The organism is Acinetobacter pittii, assembly GCF_034067285.1.
GTDB lineage: Bacteria > Pseudomonadota > Gammaproteobacteria > Pseudomonadales > Moraxellaceae > Acinetobacter > Acinetobacter pittii_E.
In genome coordinates this window covers 501,537-520,897 of sequence record NZ_CP139286.1, presented here as the reverse complement: position 1 = coordinate 520,897, position 19,361 = coordinate 501,537, and the positions used below count along the sequence as shown (strand labels likewise).

Genomic DNA, 19,361 nt, shown 5'->3' with positions numbered 1-19,361 from the left:
AGTGTAATCATATTCACTATACTCTGTAAACATAAATTACCTTATGTTTTATTATGTAACTTATAGAATGAAAAATTCAGATATTGGGATTTATAATGTTCGATATTATTATTATTGGCGCAGGCACTGCTGGTATTAGTGCCTATAAAGAAGCCGTTAAACATACCAATAATATTTTAATTATAAATGATGGTCCATGGGATACCACTTGTGCTCGTGTAGGCTGCATGCCAAGTAAAGTCCTCATCTCTACAGCGAACCGTATGTTTGACATTCAAAATGCTCAAGAAGTTGCTTTGGATGTATCTGCAAAAATTAATACAAATCAAGTGATGCAGCATGTACAAACTTTACGTGACCGATTTACACAAGCCACTTTAAAAGATGTAGAACAATGGCCAACTGAGCACAAAATTTCTGGCAAAGCACATTTTATTGATGCACAAACTATAGAAGTTAATAGGCAACAGTTCCAAGCAAAAAGTTTTATTTTAGCTGTCGGTTCAACTCCTAATTATGATAAAAATTGGAAAGAGGAACTTGGTAATCGACTTATAACTACAGACCAAATATTTGAGTTAAAAACACTGCCTAAATCTATTGCTGTCATTGGCAGTGGTGTGATTGCCCTTGAAATTGCTCAAGCAATGCATCGTTTAGGCGTAGAAACTACAATCTTCGCTCGCAGTAAACGAATTGGAGTACTTACTAGTGCTAGGCTTCAACAACTTGCACAAAAAGAACTAGGCAAAGAGTTAAAAATTCTATTCGAAACTCTGCCAAATGAAGTTAAATGCAGTGATGAAAACGCTTTATTAACTTACCAACTTGATGAAGAACAGAAGACTCTCAAAGTTGAATATGTTTTAGCGGCAACAGGCCGTACAAGTTTACTTGATACTTTAAAACTAGAAAATATAGATAACTCTTTTAAAGATATTAAGTTATTACCTATAAATGCAAAAACTAAGCAATTAGAAGCATATCCAATTTTTGTTGTTGGTGACGCTTACACCTCAACGCCCCTACAACATGAGGCAGCACAAGAAGGTAAAAAAGTTGTTTATAACTGTTTGAATTATCCACAAGTTAACTCAGTTAAGACACTTACCCCACTAGGCATTGTATTTAGTCATCCTGAAATGGCGATTGTAGGGCAAAGTTATAAGCAGCTAAAAGACGAAGGCATAGACTTTATTACAGGCGAAGCCTCTTATGAACGACAAGGAAGAGCTATAGTTCTTGGAAAAAATAAAGGAGCTATTGAAGTATATATAGAACGGGAAAGCCAAAAGCTTCTCGGTGCTGAGCTATTTACAGAAGCAACTGAACATATGGCTCATTTATTAAGTTGGATAATCGGTGAAGAATTAACACTAAGTGATATTTTAGAAAAACCTTTCTATCATCCGACTTTAGAAGAAGGCCTTCGAACTGCCTTAAAACATGCGCGTAGACAGTTGAAATAATCAATTTTAGAAGAGCCCTTTATTAATAAAAGTTAGCTCTTCTCTATTTCTTCTTATTAATTACCCTTTCTAGTTATAGTTTTTATTGAATTTAAAGATTTAAATCCATAAATCTAATTTAGATTTTTAATATCTTATAGGCATAAAAAAACACCCCTGACCATTGAGTCGGGGGTGTTTAGAATAATGAGCTGGCGATGACTTACTCTCACATGGGTAACCCCACACTACCATCAGCGCTAAGAGGTTTCACTTCTGAGTTCGGGAAGGGATCAGGTGGTTCACTCTTGCTATGGTCGCCAGCACAACTGGTATGGATACTTGCTTCGTTTTATTCACATGGTGATACGTTGCGTTTTCCAAATCTTTACAGACGGGCTGATTGAATCTGACTTTATCTGTTCATTTTAGCTAAGCGTTTAACTAAATCAAGTTGCTTTGCATGTTTATGAATCGATTGATGCTTCATATACAACTGCTTGGGTGTTGTATAGTCAAGCCTCACGAGCAATTAGTATTGGTCAGCTTCACATATCACTATGCTTCCACATCCAACCTATCAACGTCCTAGTCTCGAACGGCTCTTTAGAGGAATAAATTCCTAGGGAAATCTTATCTTGAGGTAGGCTTCCCGCTTAGATGCTTTCAGCGGTTATCCCTTCCGAACATAGCTACCCGGCGATGCGACTGGCGTCACAACCGGTACACCAGAGGTTCGTCCACTCTGGTCCTCTCGTACTAGGAGCAGATCCTCTCAAATTTCCAGCGCCCACGGTAGATAGGGACCGAACTGTCTCACGACGTTCTAAACCCAGCTCGCGTACCTCTTTAAATGGCGAACAGCCATACCCTTGGGACCTGCTTCAGCCCCAGGATGAGATGAGCCGACATCGAGGTGCCAAACACCGCCGTCGATATGAACTCTTGGGCGGTATCAGCCTGTTATCCCCAGAGTACCTTTTATCCGTTGAGCGATGGCCCTTCCATACAGAACCACCGGATCACTAAGACCTACTTTCGTACCTGCTCGACTTGTGGGTCTCGCAGTTAAGCGCGCTTTTGCCTTTATACTCTACGCGTGATTTCCGACCACGCTGAGCGCACCTTCGTACTCCTCCGTTACTCTTTAGGAGGAGACCGCCCCAGTCAAACTACCCACCAGACACGGTCCTCGTCCCGGATAACGGGACAGAGTTAGAACCTCAACATTACCAGGGTGGTATTTCAAGGACGGCTCCATTGGAACTAGCGTTCCAACTTCAAAGCCTCCCACCTATCCTACACAAGTAAGGTCAAAGTTCAGTGTCAAGCTGCAGTAAAGGTTCACGGGGTCTTTCCGTCTAGCCGCGGGTACACTGCATCTTCACAGCGATTTCGATTTCACTGAGCCTCTGCTGGAGACAGCGCCGCCATCATTATGCCATTCGTGCAGGTCGGAACTTACCCGACAAGGAATTTCGCTACCTTAGGACCGTTATAGTTACGGCCGCCGTTTACTGGGGCTTCGATCAAGAGCTTCGCTTACGCTAACCCCATCAATTAACCTTCCAGCACCGGGCAGGCATCACACCCTATACGTCCACTTTCGTGTTTGCAGAGTGCTATGTTTTTAATAAACAGTTGCAGCGGCCTGGTTTCTGCGGCTGTCGTCAGCTCAGGAAGCAAGTTCCATCACCAACAACAGCGTACCTTCTCCCGAAGTTACGGTACCATTTTGCCTAGTTCCTTCAGCAGAGTTCTCTCAAGCGCCTTGGTCTACTCGACCTGACCACCTGTGTCGGTTTCGGGTACGATTCCTGTGTAACTGAAGCTTAGAGACTTTTCCTGGAAGCATGGTATCAGCCACTTCGCTGTACAAGTACAGCTTGCTATCGGATCTCAGTATAGAGTACCCCGGATTTGCCTAAGATACATACCTACATCCTTCCACCTGGACAACCAACGCCAGGCTGACTTAACCTTCTCCGTCCTCTCATCGCATTACACAGAAGTATTGGAATATTAACCAATTTCCCATCGACTACGCCTTTCGGCCTCGCCTTAGGGGTCGACTCACCCAGCCCCGATTAACGTTGGACTGGAACCCTTGGTCTTTCGGCGAACGGGTTTTTCACCCGTTTTGTCGTTACTCACGTCAGCATTCGCACTTCTGATACCTCCAGCATACTTCTCAATACACCTTCATCGGCTTACAGAACGCTCCCCTACCACTTGACTAATGTCAAATCCGCAGCTTCGGCACATAGTTTTAGCCCCGTTACATCTTCCGCGCAGGCCGACTCGACTAGTGAGCTATTACGCTTTCTTTAAAGGGTGGCTGCTTCTAAGCCAACCTCCTAGCTGTCTATGCCTTCCCACATCGTTTCCCACTTAACTATGATTTTGGGGCCTTAGCTGGCGGTCTGGATTGTTTTCCTCTTGACTACGGACGTTAGCACCCGCAGTCTGTCTCCCGGATAGTACTCATAGGTATTCGGAGTTTGCATCGGTTTGGTAAGTCGGGATGACCCCCTAGCCGAAACAGTGCTCTACCCCCTATGGTATTCGTCCGAGGCGCTACCTAAATAGCTTTCGGGGAGAACCAGCTATCACCAGGCTTGATTAGCCTTTCACCCCTATCCACAAGTCATCCCCTGGCTTTTCAACGACAGTGGGTTCGGTCCTCCAGTTAGTGTTACCCAACCTTCAACCTGCTCATGGATAGATCGCCTGGTTTCGGGTCTATACCCAGCAACTAAACGCCCTATTAAGACTCGGTTTCCCTACGGCTCCCCTATACGGTTAACCTTGCTACTGAATATAAGTCGCTGACCCATTATACAAAAGGTACGCAGTCACACCACGAAGGTGCTCCCACTGCTTGTATGCATGCGGTTTCAGGATCTATTTCACTCCCCTCACAGGGGTTCTTTTCGCCTTTCCCTCACGGTACTGGTTCACTATCGGTCAGTCAGGAGTATTTAGCCTTGGAGGATGGTCCCCCCATATTCAGACAAGGTTTCACGTGCCTCGCCCTACTCGTCATCATTATGTGTGCCCTTTCGTGTACGGGAATATCACCCTCTACGTTCGCACTTCCCAGAGCGTTCCACTAAAACACACATAACTTAATGGGCTGATCCCCGTTCGCTCGCCGCTACTGAGGGAATCTCAATTGATTTCTTTTCCTAAGGGTACTGAGATGTTTCACTTCCCCTCGTTCGCCTTGCAACACTATGTATTCATGTTGCAATACCTACCTTAAAGTAGGTGGGTTTCCCCATTCAGAAATCTCCGGATCAAAGGATATTTGCCGCCTCCCCGGAGCTTATCGCAGGCTATTACGTCTTTCATCGCCTCTGACTGCCAAGGCATCCACCACATGCACTTAATTACTTGACTATACAACCCCAAACAGTCGTCAACACCTACAAGTGAGTGTTGTCCGTGCGATTCTTCATCGCTACTATCTGTTGTCTGTGTACTTAAACACTGTACAGCTTCAATCTAAATTCATATACCAAAACGCTTGATTCAGTTAATTTGCTAGTTCTCAATTCATTCAGATTAATTGCTTAATCTAAACTCTTGAGTGAACAATTTATTTCAGACTCAATTTTGCCAATCTGTTAATGAATAAACATGCCTTCGTCAGGTCATGCTTAATACCGTGATATTTAAATCACAGAAGTTAATAAACCAAGATCATATAATCTCTATTTACTAATTTCTGTAATCCGAACTTCTCTTAAGTTCTGGTGGAGACTAGGAGAGTCGAACTCCTGACCTCCTGCGTGCAAAGCAGGCGCTCTACCAACTAAGCTAAGTCCCCAGCTTACATCATCAGTCATGTATCTTTTATCTATAACTTTAACCAGTCAAAGTCATGGTGGGTCTGACAAGACTTGAACTTGTGACCCCACGCTTATCAAGCGTGTGCTCTAACCAACTGAGCTACAGACCCTCAGATACATCTATGAAGAACAACTTGTTGTGGATTCTTACCAATCGTCAATCTTTCGTTAAGGAGGTGATCCAGCCGCAGGTTCCCCTACGGCTACCTTGTTACGACTTCACCCCAGTCATCGGCCACACCGTGGTAACCGCCCTCTTTGCAGTTAGGCTAGCTACTTCTGGTGCAACAAACTCCCATGGTGTGACGGGCGGTGTGTACAAGGCCCGGGAACGTATTCACCGCGGCATTCTGATCCGCGATTACTAGCGATTCCGACTTCATGGAGTCGAGTTGCAGACTCCAATCCGGACTACGATCGGCTTTTTGAGATTAGCATCCTATCGCTAGGTAGCAACCCTTTGTACCGACCATTGTAGCACGTGTGTAGCCCTGGCCGTAAGGGCCATGATGACTTGACGTCGTCCCCGCCTTCCTCCAGTTTGTCACTGGCAGTATCCTTAAAGTTCCCGACATTACTCGCTGGCAAATAAGGAAAAGGGTTGCGCTCGTTGCGGGACTTAACCCAACATCTCACGACACGAGCTGACGACAGCCATGCAGCACCTGTATGTAAGTTCCCGAAGGCACCAATCCATCTCTGGAAAGTTCTTACTATGTCAAGGCCAGGTAAGGTTCTTCGCGTTGCATCGAATTAAACCACATGCTCCACCGCTTGTGCGGGCCCCCGTCAATTCATTTGAGTTTTAGTCTTGCGACCGTACTCCCCAGGCGGTCTACTTATCGCGTTAGCTGCGCCACTAAAGCCTCAAAGGCCCCAACGGCTAGTAGACATCGTTTACGGCATGGACTACCAGGGTATCTAATCCTGTTTGCTCCCCATGCTTTCGCACCTCAGCGTCAGTGTTAGGCCAGATGGCTGCCTTCGCCATCGGTATTCCTCCAGATCTCTACGCATTTCACCGCTACACCTGGAATTCTACCATCCTCTCCCACACTCTAGCTAACCAGTATCGAATGCAATTCCCAAGTTAAGCTCGGGGATTTCACATTTGACTTAATTAGCCGCCTACGCGCGCTTTACGCCCAGTAAATCCGATTAACGCTTGCACCCTCTGTATTACCGCGGCTGCTGGCACAGAGTTAGCCGGTGCTTATTCTGCGAGTAACGTCCACTATCTGAAGGTATTAACTTCAGTAGCCTCCTCCTCGCTTAAAGTGCTTTACAACCATAAGGCCTTCTTCACACACGCGGCATGGCTGGATCAGGCTTGCGCCCATTGTCCAATATTCCCCACTGCTGCCTCCCGTAGGAGTCTGGGCCGTGTCTCAGTCCCAGTGTGGCGGATCATCCTCTCAGACCCGCTACAGATCGTCGCCTTGGTAGGCCTTTACCCCACCAACTAGCTAATCCGACTTAGGCTCATCTATTAGCGCAAGGTCCGAAGATCCCCTGCTTTCTCCCGTAGGACGTATGCGGTATTAGCATTCCTTTCGAAATGTTGTCCCCCACTAATAGGCAGATTCCTAAGCATTACTCACCCGTCCGCCGCTAAGATCAGTAGCAAGCTACCTCTCTCCGCTCGACTTGCATGTGTTAAGCCTGCCGCCAGCGTTCAATCTGAGCCATGATCAAACTCTTCAGTTAAAATCATTTTGTACCTTATTTAAAGACAAGGTACCAATTCTGGCTCATCAATTACTGACTTAAATTTCGCTCAAATAAACTTCGAGTAATTTAAACCAATCAATCAATGAAAATTATTTCGATTAATCAACCAGTAAAAATCCACACAAGTTGTTCTTCAATTCTCTTAATGATCTTCTTCCTGGTTCGTCACCAGCAAGCTAGGTCGGCTATATTACTCTTAATCTCTTAAAAGTCAACAGGTAATTTCGATATTTTTAAAACTTATCTTCAAAACCAACTTCTCATCAAATTCATCACTTAAAGCAATCAACTTAATCACAAGTAACTGTTTTTCAACAAGTTTCTATCTGCATCACCGCCGATGGATGTGCATTATAGACCATTAAAAACCCTTTGCAACCCCTTTTTTAATTTAATATTACCACTTGGCTAATTTTTAGGCTTTTTGGTCACTTTTAGATGAGATATTAAACTTTTTTTACATTATCAACTTCATGTAGAATAGATTATTCGTGTAATAGTTTGGCATTAACTCATCATGTGGCAGTTCGCTAAAAAAGTATTTGTTTGCATACTTGTAGTGCTTGCTACGAGTGCGCCTTGTTATGCCAATTCAAAACATAACTTCTATGTGCTTACTTTATCTATTCTAAGCTACAGTAAATGGGAGAATGTAAACACGCCTACTCTTTGTGTTATTGATAACCCTTCAATCACATCTACTTTTCAATCTTATATCCAGCAAATGTCTTATAATTATCGTGTTCAAACCGTAAATGCGAAAGATTTTGCTCGATCTCATTGTCAGGCTGTTTATTTTTCTACTACCTCTCCCCAGCAACAACAGAATCTTATTCAAAATTATCCTTATCACTCTTTACTTTCTTTAAGCATTAATAATCCAGAGTGCGAAATAGGAAGTATTTTTTGTTTATATAATCAGAATAATTACACCACCTTTAAAGTTAACTTAGATGCTTTAAGTCACTCCAAAGTTCATATTGATCCAAGAGTATTACTCTTGGCTAAGAATGCGGAGTAAGGATGATGATATCAAAGTTGTATCAGTCCACTTCACTGCATGCATTATTTAGAAAATCTCAATTTACTATTTTTGCTATCACCTTTTTTATTTGTTCTTTTACATTTGTATCCATTTCTGTTTTTACAATGGAAACTTATGCTAAACAAAATTTGCAATTGCTTAGCCATACGCTATTAGAGCGTATCCAGCCCGCTGTGGTGTTTAACGATAAAATTACCATAGAGCAAATTTTAAATGAGTACACGAATGACCATTCAATTCGTACTATTCATATTTATGACTCTGAACATCATTTAATTGCACAAAGTTTCAAATTATCAAGTCAAACTTCAATTTTAGAAGGATGGTTTGATCATTGGTTTCTAAATGAGCCTGTCCACCTTACAATCTATCACCATGAACAAAATGTAGGTGAACTCACACTATTTGGTAGTTCTGAGAAAATATTGCAATTCCTCAAAATGATTATGGTCGGGCTTGCGATAGCGATGTTGTTTATTGTTTGCGCTTTGTGGTGGTCAGTAAACCTAACGTATCGTCAAATTATGCAGGCTATTTATCCACTTACTAATATTGCTCAAATTGTAAGTGAACAAAAAGCTTATAATCTTCGTTTTCCTTATAATCGAATTAAAGAGTTTCAAGATTTAAATACTGTTTTTAACGAGTTACTTGAAGAAATTCAGATATGGGATAATCAGCTACAAAAGGAAAATCGTAAATTATCCTTTCAGGCTCATCACGACCAGCTTACCTTATTACCTAATAGACATTATTTTTATCAGATCCTCTTAGACATGTTTGAGGATAAGGGTTTCGACAATAAGTCTGCTTTATTATTTATAGATAACAACAACTTCAAATCTATTAATGACCAATTTGGCCATTTAGCTGGAGATGAAGTTTTAAAAGAAATGGCGAATCGACTGCAAACTCGCCTACGCCATCAAGATTTTATTGCTCGGTTAGGTGGTGACGAATTTGCTGTCATTTTGCATTCCATTAGTCATGCTGATCATTTAATATCTATTGCTGAAAATTTACTCGAAAGCTGTAAAGAACCTTTGCATCTGAATGGTCAAACGATTTACTTCAGTTTTAGTGTAGGTATTGCTTTATCACAATTTGCATCTAGCCCCGAAGATTTCATTATGCAAGCAGATCAAGCAATGTATAAGGCTAAGAATTCGGATGAACACTGGTTTATCTATAAACCTGAAAATTAAATTTAGGCTAATCTATGAATACAAGATCTTTAAAACTCTCCTTTATTGCATTGCTATGCATTACTCTTGCAGGGTGCCTGAGTTTTGGACCATTAAAATATCGTCAAGTAAAATTGCTCAAAAAAGAAGGTTTCGTTCTTACTGATGAAGGATGGACTCTAGGTTTACCAGAACGTTTGTTATTTGACTTTAATAATGCAGAGTTAAAACAAAGCCATGAAGCTGAGTTAGTGCGTCTAGCCAATCAGTTGAATAAATATGATCTGAATAAATTAAAAATTGTGGGTCACACTGATGATGTTGGTGATGCTACATATAATCAGAAGCTATCTGAAGAACGTGCACAAAGTGTGGCAAACCTTTTCTTAGCTCGTGGATTCAAAAAAGAAAATATTTACGTAATTGGTCGCGGCTCAACACAGCCTTATGTTCCAAATACAACCAATGAAAATCGTGCAATTAACCGACGTGTTGCCATTGTGGTTATTCCATAAGTAAATTTAATTCATAAAAAAGCCAATCCTACATGATTGGCTTTTTTATTTTAAATTAGCTCAATAATATCAATGGTTGGCGGCACTCTGAAACGCAAAGGAATTCCGACCATTCCGGTGCCGACTGTAACAAAGACATCCGCATGCTCATGAGAGTAAAATCCACGTTTGTGGCCTAAAATTGATACTTTTTTCATAATATAATTAGTCAACCATGGAAGTTCGACCTGCCCTCCATGCGTATGTCCAGATAACATTAATGGACGATTCGGTAATTTAGGTACCATGTCAACCGTATCTGGGTTATGAGACAAAATTAACCAAGGCTTGTCTTGGGGTAAATCTGGCATCGAACGCATATCGGTTTTTCCTGCCCAGAGATCACCAATACCAATCAAGCGAAATTCTTCAAAATCAACAATCTTGCCTTCTATATCAATGACTTCATTATAAAATAGAGCATCTTTTAATAATTGTTGAATCGGTGGGCCAGGGTATTGCTCATCATGATTTCCCGGAACCGAATATACGGGCGCCTGAATTTCTTTTAAAACACTTAACTCATCAATCAGTCTATCTTCTGGTTCATATGTCCAGTCTCCAGCAACGACGACTAAATCAGGTTGCTGTTCATTTAATTTTCTAACTATGGTTTTGAGCTGACGTTCATGCCCTGAAAATAAACCAATATGTAAATCTGCAATTAGAGCTACTTTTACGGGCTTATCAAAACTACGATCTGGATTTAGGCGATATTGATGAGTATCGACACGGACTAAATGAGGCTCGATAAATCGGGCGTAAATTAATACGCCACTTAAGAAAAAGATGAAAATACCTTGGTGAATTGAGTAGTAACCAATCCAAGCAGCATATAAATTAAAAAACCAGAGAGGAATAAGTAGATAAGAGAGGTAAAATGCGAGTAGATGTACAAAAGCTTTAAATGGATGAATGGTCTCGGTGCGAGATTGATGAATCCAAGCCTCAGAAATTCCCCATAGAGCAAGTATTGAAAAAATAAAGTAAAAACAAAAAATGATTGAATTTGGATTCCACATTACGACTCTCGACTTATCTTATATTGATTGCTAGTAATCAAATTCAATATTTATCTTTCAATATGCACGAATTATACTCTAGCTCACCTTATCGTATGTACTGATTATGGCACAATCCTTTCATTCCAAACAGCTTCAAACGAATCAACAAGCTAAAGGCTTTTTGATAAAAGCCTCTATAGTCCTATGTTCAAGTTTTGCTGTGGGTTTGACAGGTTGCAGTACTCTGCCCAAACATGGTGTTGAGCCTGTGCAATATGCAAAGGATATTGATACCTCCGAGACTTCACTTGCCAAAATTATTACCCCCTTACGCCAACAGAATCCTAAGTTAACGGGTTTCCATGTTCTAAATGATCCGTTAGAGGCCCTAGCTGCGCGACTCAGATTAATTGATAAAGCTGAAAAGACTTTAGATTTACAATATTACATTTGGGATAATGACAAAGTTGGTGCTTTAGCCTTGCACGCTATTATTCGTGCAGCTGATCGAGGTGTAAAAGTCCGACTTCTTATTGATGACAATAATGCAAAAAAAATGGAAGGGATTTTACTGGCCCTTTCTCAGCATAAAAATATTGAAGTTAAACTTTTTAATCCCTATCGTTTTCGCAAATATCGTGCGATGGATATGGTGCTTGATTTAAAACGAATTAATCGTCGTATGCACAATAAAAGTTTTATTGCTGACAATGAGGTGGCGCTTATTGGCGGACGTAATATGACTAATCAATATTACAATGTTAGCGATAGCTATCAGTTTTCTGATGTTGATGTAATGCTGGTAGGCGCTGCTGTTGATGATATCGTAAATTCATTTGATGATTACTGGAATCATGAATATGCATATTCGGTTCAAAGTATCGTAAGTCCTGAACAGCACCGTTTACGCTATGAAGGATTAAAAGAGCAGCTTGAAGCACACTACCAACAAGCTACCGTTCAAAACTTTCTAAACTTAACATCAAAGTCTCATGCATTTGATCAATGGTTAAATCGCAATATTCGATTCGACTGGGTAAAAGCAGAAGTCGTCAAAGACTCGCCCGATAAAATCAAATCAAAAGCTAAAAAAGAAGAACATCTAAATTTCCAGTTAATTAACCATTTGGAAAAACCAGAAAGTAACGTTGATTTAATCTCAGCTTATTTTATTCCTGAAAAACAAGGGGCCAAAATTTTAGGCGCGCTTGCTAAAGAGGGTGTTGAAGTTCGAGTTTTAACGAATTCTTTTAAAGCGAATGACGTTGCTGTTGTACATGCTTTTTATGGGAAATATCGTAAAGAGTTGCTTAAAAACGGCGTACAACTTTATGAATTTTTACCGACACCCGATAAAAGAGATTTAAATAAGAATACAGATGAGCTTGCCACTAAAGCTAAAGTAAATATGAAAGGATTAAGCCGCTCAAGTTTACATACTAAGCTTATGGCATTAGATGAACAGGTTTTTATTGGTTCATTTAACTTTGATCCACGCTCGGCTTATTTAAATACTGAAATTGGCGTGATTTTAGATAGCCCCTCGTTGGCTAAGACGATTCACCATACGATGAATGAAAATTTAAATAAGTATGCTTATAAATTAAAGCTCGACGCTAACAATCATATTTATTGGCAGCAAGAAACTTCGAATGGTCCTGTAATTTATAAACAGGAACCGGAGATGAAGTGGTGGCAAAAAGCAGGCATGAAGTTTCTTTCATGGCTGCCAATTGAAGGATTTATGTAATTAATTTTTTGGCTTAAGTACTTTTTGATGTAGTTGAGCCAGACCTTCTACCATTCTTTCTTGAACTTCACGCGTTAGACTTTTGACATCATGCCCTTCCACTGAAATGGGAGGCAAAGTTAACAAATGAGCGGTTACCTTCGGCATTTCAAGGACACGTTGAATATGTTCGGCAAAGGTCATATCACCAATGAATGGCGCAACCGTATCTAGCTCTCCATCGCGGTTTACATAGCAAATCAAGCATACTTGTACCGGACGCTGTGCTTCAATCGCTGCCCCCAGTAATCGTCCATGAACTTTTTTAACAGAGTGCCCATCTGTAGTCGTCGCTTCAGGGAAAAATAATACTGGGATATTCTGTTTTAAAAATTCAGTAATTTGCTCACGAATTCTGACAGAATCTCCAGATCCACGCTTAATAAATAACGTTCCGCCACCTTTGGCTAAGTTTCCAAGAATGGGCCAATTTTCAATTTCAGCTTTAGCAAGAAAGAAAACTCGCGCACCTGAACCTAAAACTGCAACATCTAACCAAGAAATATGGTTACTTACCCATAAAGCTGGTTCTCTCGGAATTGTGCCATGTACTTCTATATCTAAATTAAAAACCTGACATAAACGGCGACAAAAGTATTGGACATAACGTGTATTAACAGGATTATTAGGATCTTTATAAAGTCCATGTCGATAAACTAGGTAAAAACCCTCACTAATTGCGGCCGTGGCAGAAGTGACTTTTTTCCCATATAAACCTATTTTTGATAATTTCTTTAACGTTGAATTAAATATACTTTGCGTTTGAGCCATAAAATTTCACTAACGATTAATCTTTGTTATACCCATCTCAAGTCATTCTATACGTTTCAGAATAAACTTGCATTGACGTTAGAACACGGCAAATAAAATAAATCTGAACATTACGCTGATCTCATATCGCTAATCTAAAGGATAAGAACAAACGCTTTCCCCTTTTGCTTAAGTTTCCTCTAGAATAAAGTTTTCCCATTTTCAGGATTTATAGCCACGTGGAATATGTTGATCGGCATCAAGGCGGTGAACGCACAATCTTAGTGAGTGTTTCTGTACAATTATTAGATGACCTGGATGCCGAAGAGTTTGCTCTACTTGCACAGTCTGCGGGTGCAGATATCCTTGAACATATTAAGGTTCAGCGTAATAAGCCTAACCCTAAATTTTTTATTGGTTCAGGAAAAGTCGAAGAAATTGCAGAGCAAGTTCAGGAACTAGAAGCGAGCCTGGTTATCTTTGACCATGCATTATCACCTGCTCAAGAACGAAATTTAGAAAGAATATTAAAATGCCGCGTCATTGATCGGACCGGTTTAATTTTAGATATTTTTGCGCTGCGTGCCCGTACACATGAGGGTAAGTTGCAAGTCGAACTTGCTCAGCTTAAACATTTATCTACCCGTCTCATTCGTGGTTGGTCTGCCGACTTTGAACAGCAAAAAGGTGGTATTGGCTTACGTGGTCCCGGTGAAACACAGCTAGAGACAGATCGCCGTCTCATCCGTGTTCGTATTACTCAATTAAAAGACAAATTAGACAAAGTACATCAGACTCGTATGCAAGGGCGTGCTGCAAGACAAAAAGCAGCCATTCCAACAGTTTCCTTAGTAGGTTATACCAATGCAGGAAAATCGACTTTATTTAATATTTTAGCCAATAGTGATGTCTACGCAGCCGATCAACTGTTTGCAACACTTGATCCAACCTTACGTCGTTTAGACTGGGATGGTATCGGCACTGTTGTACTAGCGGATACCGTAGGTTTTGTACGAAACTTACAGCATGATTTGGTTGAATCATTCAAAGCAACACTTGAAGAAACACTTGAAGCTACCCTTTTACTGCATGTTATTGATAGTAATAGCCATGACATGCTCGACCAAATTGAAGCAGTTGAAGGTGTATTAAAAGAAATTGGCGCTGATGCTCCCGTACTTCGGGTATATAACAAAATCGATCTAAGTGGTGAAGAAGCCAAAATCATTTATGCTGAGCCACACGTCCCAGATCGAGTTTATGTTTCGGCTCATTCTGGCCAAGGTCTAGATTTACTTCAAAAAGCAGTACAAGAATGCTTAATGGGGCAAATTCAAAAGTTTTCTCTCGTGCTTAAACCAGCTTATGGCAAATTGCGCACTCAGCTTTATGCTTTAAATGTGATTGAGTCTGAACATTATGATGATGCAGGCTTATTACACATTGATGTAAAGATTGCACCACATAAGCTAGAAAAACTGATTCGCCAAGCAAAACTCCCCTTAGATGAGATATTGGGAGAGCATGCCAGTCAATTTAAGCGCCCTTTGGAAGAGTTTGAAATCAAGGGCGATATCAGTTAAAACTTGATAAGTAAACTTTTAGAGATAAAAAATATGGATAAGATCAAAAGTATAGACTGGACAGCATGGGTAATTACATTACTACTCATTATTGGTTTTCGTGAAGGCTCTGTCGTCGTCATGCGTGCTTTTGGTCATCCAGAATTAGGTAATCTGGTTGGGTTAATCAGCTTACTTATTATTTTACTCATTTGGAGAAAGTTTAAAAAAATTCCACTTCGAATAGTCGATACCAATAATAAAATCATGAAAGAAAGTGGTTTCGCTTTTTTGCCTATCTGTGCAGGTTCATTAATTATGCTAGTACATATGGGTAAGGAAATTCCATTATTTCTTTTGGTTTTAGTGGTCAGCACCCTTATACCTTTGTGGGTTTATGCAAGAATGGCAAAACGTTGGTTATAAGGAGAATAAGATGTTTACGATTTTATACGGATTTTTGATCACATTAATTGGTTATCTTTGTGCAAAGCCTTTAAACCGACGTTTTCCGCAAGTTCCACTTCTAGTTTTCGGCATGTTCATTGTAATTGGCTTACTTTCGGTTTTGCATGTGCCATATGAGCAGTATCGTCTTTATGTAAATGACTTATTTGGTCATCTATTAGGTTATGTCACCGTAGCCTTAGCCATTCCTTTAGCTGCAATGCGCTATGATGACCTTCCAATTAAATCGGTCATTGGTATTTTACTTTTTGCAAGTATTAGTGCCGTTGCTCTACCTATGGGTTTGGCTTACTTGTTACATATGTCTGAACCTACCATCCTTGCATTTGCAACGCGTGCAGTAACTACTCCAATTGCCCTGAATATCGCAACTTTATTACATGCTCCTGAAACACTAGTGACCCTTATTGTTATTTTGTCTGGGGTAATCGGCGCAGCATTTTCACCTTTCTTACTTAAACATATTCATGATGAGAGAGCATCAGGTTTAGCCTTAGGTTTAGCTGCACATGCAATCGGAACAGCTCAAGCTTGGCAACGCGGACCAGTTGCAGGTCGTTACGCTGCATTTGGTATGGCATTGAACGGGGTATTTACTGCAATTTGGCTACCAACACTAATGTTGTCTTTTGGAACACCATAATTAAAAAGTGGATTAAATAAACATTGAACGGTCTATCAATTCCAAATAAGATGACCTTTCAAAGTTAAAAGGATTTTTAATTATGGGGAAAATATTTATTGGAGCTCTGCTCTTATTGGGGATTAATACTGCTACATTTGCAGCAGATATTACTGGTCTCTGGCAAACAATTGATGATAAGACCGGTGCTCCCAAAGCACAGGTAGAAATACGAAAAGAAGCAAACGGGACATATGCTGGGAAAATTGTCAAACTTACGCCACGCCCAGGTTATACGCCTAAAGAAATTTGTGATAATTGCCCTGCGCCATATACCAATAAACCGATTTTAGGTCTGGATATCGCAACGGGTTTAAAACAGACAGATGGACTTAACTATACCGGTGGCAAAATTTTAGATCCGAATACTGGTAAAGTTTACGGTCTTAAGGCGAAGCTTAGTTCAACGGGCAAACGCTTACATATGCGTGGTTATCTCGGAGTTTCAGCTTTGGGACGTAATCAAATCTGGATTCGCGTAGAATAATAGTTCCCAATAAAAAAGCCGCTTATGCGGCTTTTTTATTTTTAATTCAGCTAGAAACTTCATCTTGCACTCATAGAAAAGCATTGCTTTTCTTATATTTGCACAGGATTTTCAACAGAAAAAATTTCTTTGTCTTCAAGTCGATAAGCTATTAATTTTCTACCCCAAACACAGCCACCATCGATATTCTGGATTTGCTCATTAACAGTTTTGCCCTCGAGCGCAGCCCAATGACCAAAAATAATTTGATGAGTTTGTGCGGCTTTGCTCGGGAATTCAAACCAAGGGAAATAACCTTCCGGCATTGGCGCATCCAAAGAATCTTTAAAACTAAACTCTAAAGCCCCTTCTGCATTGGTTAAACGCATGCGAGTCAAATAATTAGTAATACAACGTAAACGTGCCGAACCCGTTAGGTGATCTTCCCACAAATCTGGTTTTGAACCATACATGTCTGCCAAAAAAGCATCTAATACAGATAAATCTTCGTTTGCAAGTACAGCCTCAACCTCTTTTGCTAACGTTACAGCTTTTTGTGCATCCCAAATACAAGGTATACCAGCATGAGTAAGGATCGTATGCTCGTTTGGCAATAGACATAATGGCTGTTTACGTAGCCAGTCGATTAACTCATCACCATCAATCGCATCAATAACATCTTGAGTCCGATCTTTTGCTTTAATCTCTTTTAAACCACGTGCACCCGCAATTAAAGTCAGGTCATGGTTTCCAAGTACAGTTGCAGCAGCACCACGATCAGCAAGTTTTTTAATAAAACGTAATGCCCCTACTGAATTTTCACCACGTGCAACTAAATCCCCAGCAAACCATAAAAAGTCTTGATCTGGATCAAAACGTATTTCTTTAAGCAAGGCTTTTAGAGCTTCAAAACATCCCTGCACATCGCCAATAACATAGTTAAAACGCTTAGTCATTTACGCCACCATTTGATCGGCCAAAGCAACAAATTGAGCAAGTGTTAAAGTTTCTGGACGAGCCATCGGATCAACACCAGCCTTTTCAAAGCCATCTTCTGCGATCATACCTTTAAGACTGTTTCTTAATGTTTTACGGCGCTGAGTAAATACATGAGCGACCAGTCGAGCTAAAGCTTTTTCATCTTTTGCTGTAATTGGCTTTTGATCATAAGGAACAAGGCGGAAGACAGCGCTCGTTACTTTAGGTGGTGGGTTAAATGCACCAGCTGGTACTTCAAATAAAAATGTTGGTTGACAGTAATATTGAATCATTACCGACAGGCGGCCATATTCTTTCGTATTCGGTTCAGCAGTAATACGGTCAACCACCTCTTTTTGCAGCATAAAGTGCATATCTTTAACTTTGCTGCCAAATTCCAAGAGATGAAAAAGTAATGGGGTTGAAATGTTATAAGGTAAGTTACCGACTACACGTAATGGTCGGCCATCTTTTACCAGTTCGCTAAAGTCATATTTTAATGCATCAGCTTCTACAATCGTCAAACGTTCTGGATGTGGAACACGTTCTGGTAGACCCGCAGCTAAGTCACGGTCTAACTCCACCACTGTTAACGCATCGCACTCCCCAATTAAAGGAGAAGTTAAGGCAGCTAGACCCGGTCCAATTTCGACAATATTGTCACCCGTACGCGGACTTACAGAGCGCACAATTTTGGCAATGACTCGCTGATCATGTAAGAAGTTTTGACCAAAACGTTTACGAGCTTTATGCCCTTCATCTTTCGGGTTTAGGGCATTAATTTGATACATAGAACATTTCCAACATGAAAAATTTAGCTCGCTGCTAAAGATAAAGCTAAATCAACAGCGACATTTAAACTTGAGCTTTTTGCCAAACCAGTCCCAGCTAAAGACAACGCAGTGCCATGGTCAACCGAAGTTCGAATGAACGGCAAACCCAATGTAATATTGATGGCTTCACCAAACCCTTGTGATTTTAACACAGGTAACCCTTGATCATGGTACATGGCAAGTACAGCATCTGCATTTTTAAGATGTTCGGGGGTAAACAAGGTGTCGGCCGGTAAGCTTAAACTCATCTTCATCCCTTGCGCCCGATAACTTTCGAGTACCGGATTAATAGTCTCAATCTCTTCACGACCCAAATAGCCATCTTCACCCGCGTGGGGATTTAAACCACACACGAGTACACGTGGGTCTGTAATTTTAAATTTAGTTTTTAGGTCGTGTAGTAAAATATCAATAACCTGATGCAACCGTTCTTTGGTAATCGCATCCGCTACATCTCTTAAAGGTAAATGTGTAGTTGCTAGAGCAACACGCAAGGTTTTAGTTGCAAGCATCATGACGACACGTTCCACGCCTGCAATCTCTTGATAGTATTCAGTGTGGCCACTAAACAAAATACCAGCATCATTAATAACTGATTTTTGCACCGGTGCCGTAGCTACCCCGACACTTTTACCAGACATTGCGTAATCAGCTGAACGACGTAGTTGTTCTAATACATAAGCTGCATTTGCTGGATTTAATTGACCATCAATTACCGCAGCCTCTAAAGGTACATGCTCTATATAAAGTTCATTCAGAGAAGATGACTCAGGCTGTCCGGTATATTCTATAAATTGAATATCCACACCAAGTTTTTGGGCGCGTTGCGCTAATAAGTCTCGATCACCCAAGATCACAACTGGACGCTGATCGACCCGCGTAGCTAAACTCAAACAAATATCCGGTCCAATACCAGCCGGTTCACCGGAAGTGACATATAATGGCAGCACAATCACTCCAGACACATAACAAGAATTTGTTTGATTTTAACATATCTGACATTCATCAGTTTA

At 40.7% G+C, this 19,361-nt stretch carries 14 protein-coding genes, 2 tRNA genes and 3 rRNA genes; 9 read left to right on the top strand and 10 right to left on the bottom strand.

Annotation, left to right across the window (positions count from 1 at the left end; all coding sequences use genetic code 11):
- The first annotated feature begins 95 nt into the window (after nt 1-95).
- Nucleotides 96-1,469 (top strand): dihydrolipoyl dehydrogenase, encoded by a 1,374-nt coding sequence (gene pdhD, locus SOI81_RS02530; RefSeq protein ID WP_320541186.1) that lies wholly within the window; start codon nt 96-98, stop codon nt 1,467-1,469.
- Between the two features lie 189 nt (nt 1,470-1,658).
- Here the strand turns inward: pdhD and rrf are convergent.
- The 5 genes from rrf to SOI81_RS02505 form a co-directional block, all read right to left on the bottom strand.
- Nucleotides 1,659-1,773, bottom strand: a 5S ribosomal RNA gene (gene rrf / locus SOI81_RS02525).
- Between the two features lie 186 nt (nt 1,774-1,959).
- Nucleotides 1,960-4,850, bottom strand: a 23S ribosomal RNA gene (locus SOI81_RS02520).
- Nucleotides 4,851-5,204: 354 nt separating this feature from the next.
- Nucleotides 5,205-5,280, bottom strand: a tRNA-Ala gene (locus SOI81_RS02515).
- A 55-nt stretch (nt 5,281-5,335) separates the two neighbouring features.
- Nucleotides 5,336-5,412 (bottom strand) — tRNA-Ile (locus SOI81_RS02510).
- A gap of 59 nt (nt 5,413-5,471) precedes the next feature.
- Nucleotides 5,472-7,009: ribosomal RNA gene (locus tag SOI81_RS02505) — 16S ribosomal RNA — on the bottom strand.
- The 16S, 23S and 5S rRNA genes sit together here with 2 tRNA genes alongside, the layout of an rRNA operon.
- A gap of 541 nt (nt 7,010-7,550) precedes the next feature.
- On the opposite strand from SOI81_RS02505, the gene SOI81_RS02500 reads away from it, so the two are divergent.
- From SOI81_RS02500 to psaB, 3 genes are read left to right on the top strand one after another with little or no spacing between them, the layout of a single operon-like run.
- Nucleotides 7,551-8,054, top strand: coding sequence for a YfiR family protein (locus tag SOI81_RS02500; RefSeq protein ID WP_016143032.1), 504 nt, complete (start codon nt 7,551-7,553; stop codon nt 8,052-8,054).
- Between the two features lie 5 nt (nt 8,055-8,059).
- Nucleotides 8,060-9,283 carry a diguanylate cyclase domain-containing protein gene (locus tag SOI81_RS02495; protein WP_034677722.1) on the top strand — a complete coding sequence of 408 codons (1,224 nt, stop codon included), beginning with the start codon at nt 8,060-8,062 and terminating at the stop codon, nt 9,281-9,283.
- Nucleotides 9,284-9,297: 14 nt separating this feature from the next.
- On the top strand, nt 9,298-9,777 hold the full coding sequence (psaB, locus tag SOI81_RS02490) for an OmpA family protein (protein WP_239970236.1): 480 nt from the start codon (nt 9,298-9,300) through the stop codon (nt 9,775-9,777).
- Between the two features lie 50 nt (nt 9,778-9,827).
- On the opposite strand, the gene SOI81_RS02485 is transcribed toward psaB, so the two are convergent.
- Nucleotides 9,828-10,838, bottom strand: coding sequence for a metallophosphoesterase (locus SOI81_RS02485; protein WP_239970239.1), 1,011 nt, complete (start codon nt 10,836-10,838; stop codon nt 9,828-9,830).
- Between the two features lie 106 nt (nt 10,839-10,944).
- On the opposite strand from SOI81_RS02485, the gene plD reads away from it, so the two are divergent.
- Nucleotides 10,945-12,570 (top strand): phospholipase D family protein, encoded by a 1,626-nt coding sequence (gene plD / locus SOI81_RS02480; protein ID WP_320541185.1) that lies wholly within the window; start codon nt 10,945-10,947, stop codon nt 12,568-12,570.
- Here the strand turns inward: plD and plsC are convergent, their stop codons facing one another.
- Nucleotides 12,571-13,380 carry a lysophospholipid acyltransferase family protein gene (plsC, locus tag SOI81_RS02475; protein WP_320541184.1) on the bottom strand — a complete coding sequence of 270 codons (810 nt, stop codon included), beginning with the start codon at nt 13,378-13,380 and terminating at the stop codon, nt 12,571-12,573. It abuts the gene before it with no gap.
- Between the two features lie 218 nt (nt 13,381-13,598).
- Between plsC and hflX the strand changes: the two genes are divergently transcribed.
- From hflX to SOI81_RS02455, 4 genes are all read left to right on the top strand, one after another.
- A complete protein-coding gene (gene hflX, locus SOI81_RS02470; protein WP_239976890.1) occupies nt 13,599-14,942 on the top strand; it encodes a ribosome rescue GTPase HflX in 1,344 nt (447 codons plus the stop codon).
- 33 nt (nt 14,943-14,975) lie between these two features.
- Nucleotides 14,976-15,347 (top strand): hypothetical protein, encoded by a 372-nt coding sequence (locus SOI81_RS02465; protein ID WP_224993878.1) that lies wholly within the window; start codon nt 14,976-14,978, stop codon nt 15,345-15,347.
- A 10-nt stretch (nt 15,348-15,357) separates the two neighbouring features.
- Nucleotides 15,358-16,032 carry an LrgB family protein gene (gene lrgB, locus SOI81_RS02460; RefSeq protein WP_032007481.1) on the top strand — a complete coding sequence of 225 codons (675 nt, stop codon included), beginning with the start codon at nt 15,358-15,360 and terminating at the stop codon, nt 16,030-16,032.
- Between the two features lie 82 nt (nt 16,033-16,114).
- On the top strand, nt 16,115-16,558 hold the full coding sequence (locus tag SOI81_RS02455) for a DUF2147 domain-containing protein (protein WP_016143023.1): 444 nt from the start codon (nt 16,115-16,117) through the stop codon (nt 16,556-16,558).
- 92 nt (nt 16,559-16,650) lie between these two features.
- On the opposite strand, the gene apaH is transcribed toward SOI81_RS02455, so the two are convergent.
- From apaH to pdxA, 3 genes are read right to left on the bottom strand one after another with little or no spacing between them, the layout of a single operon-like run.
- The gene (gene apaH / locus SOI81_RS02450; protein ID WP_239976900.1) at nt 16,651-17,493 is read right to left on the bottom strand and encodes a symmetrical bis(5'-nucleosyl)-tetraphosphatase; all 843 of its coding nucleotides are present in this window, start codon (nt 17,491-17,493) and stop codon (nt 16,651-16,653) included.
- Nucleotides 17,494-18,306 carry a 16S rRNA (adenine(1518)-N(6)/adenine(1519)-N(6))-dimethyltransferase RsmA gene (gene rsmA, locus SOI81_RS02445; protein ID WP_016143021.1) on the bottom strand — a complete coding sequence of 271 codons (813 nt, stop codon included), beginning with the start codon at nt 18,304-18,306 and terminating at the stop codon, nt 17,494-17,496.
- 23 nt (nt 18,307-18,329) lie between these two features.
- Entirely contained in the window at nt 18,330-19,313 is a 984-nt protein-coding gene (gene pdxA, locus SOI81_RS02440; protein ID WP_320541183.1) for a 4-hydroxythreonine-4-phosphate dehydrogenase PdxA, read from the bottom strand.
- Nucleotides 19,314-19,361 lie beyond the last annotated feature (48 nt).

Bases quoted from the DNA above. Each gene is read 5' to 3' on its own strand.
- plsC (WP_320541184.1), bottom strand. From the start codon at position 13,380: ATGGCTCAAACGCAAAGTATATTTAATTCAACGTTAAAGAAATTATCA.
- rsmA (WP_016143021.1), bottom strand. From the start codon at position 18,306: ATGTATCAAATTAATGCCCTAAACCCGAAAGATGAAGGGCATAAAGCT.
- pdhD (WP_320541186.1), top strand. From the start codon at position 96: ATGTTCGATATTATTATTATTGGCGCAGGCACTGCTGGTATTAGTGCC.
- apaH (WP_239976900.1), bottom strand. From the start codon at position 17,493: ATGACTAAGCGTTTTAACTATGTTATTGGCGATGTGCAGGGATGTTTT.
- SOI81_RS02495 (WP_034677722.1), top strand. From the start codon at position 8,060: ATGATATCAAAGTTGTATCAGTCCACTTCACTGCATGCATTATTTAGA.
- SOI81_RS02500 (WP_016143032.1), top strand. From the start codon at position 7,551: ATGTGGCAGTTCGCTAAAAAAGTATTTGTTTGCATACTTGTAGTGCTT.
- SOI81_RS02465 (WP_224993878.1), top strand. From the start codon at position 14,976: ATGGATAAGATCAAAAGTATAGACTGGACAGCATGGGTAATTACATTA.
- lrgB (WP_032007481.1), top strand. From the start codon at position 15,358: ATGTTTACGATTTTATACGGATTTTTGATCACATTAATTGGTTATCTT.
- psaB (WP_239970236.1), top strand. From the start codon at position 9,298: ATGAATACAAGATCTTTAAAACTCTCCTTTATTGCATTGCTATGCATT.
- SOI81_RS02455 (WP_016143023.1), top strand. From the start codon at position 16,115: ATGGGGAAAATATTTATTGGAGCTCTGCTCTTATTGGGGATTAATACT.
- plD (WP_320541185.1), top strand. From the start codon at position 10,945: ATGGCACAATCCTTTCATTCCAAACAGCTTCAAACGAATCAACAAGCT.
- SOI81_RS02485 (WP_239970239.1), bottom strand. From the start codon at position 10,838: ATGTGGAATCCAAATTCAATCATTTTTTGTTTTTACTTTATTTTTTCA.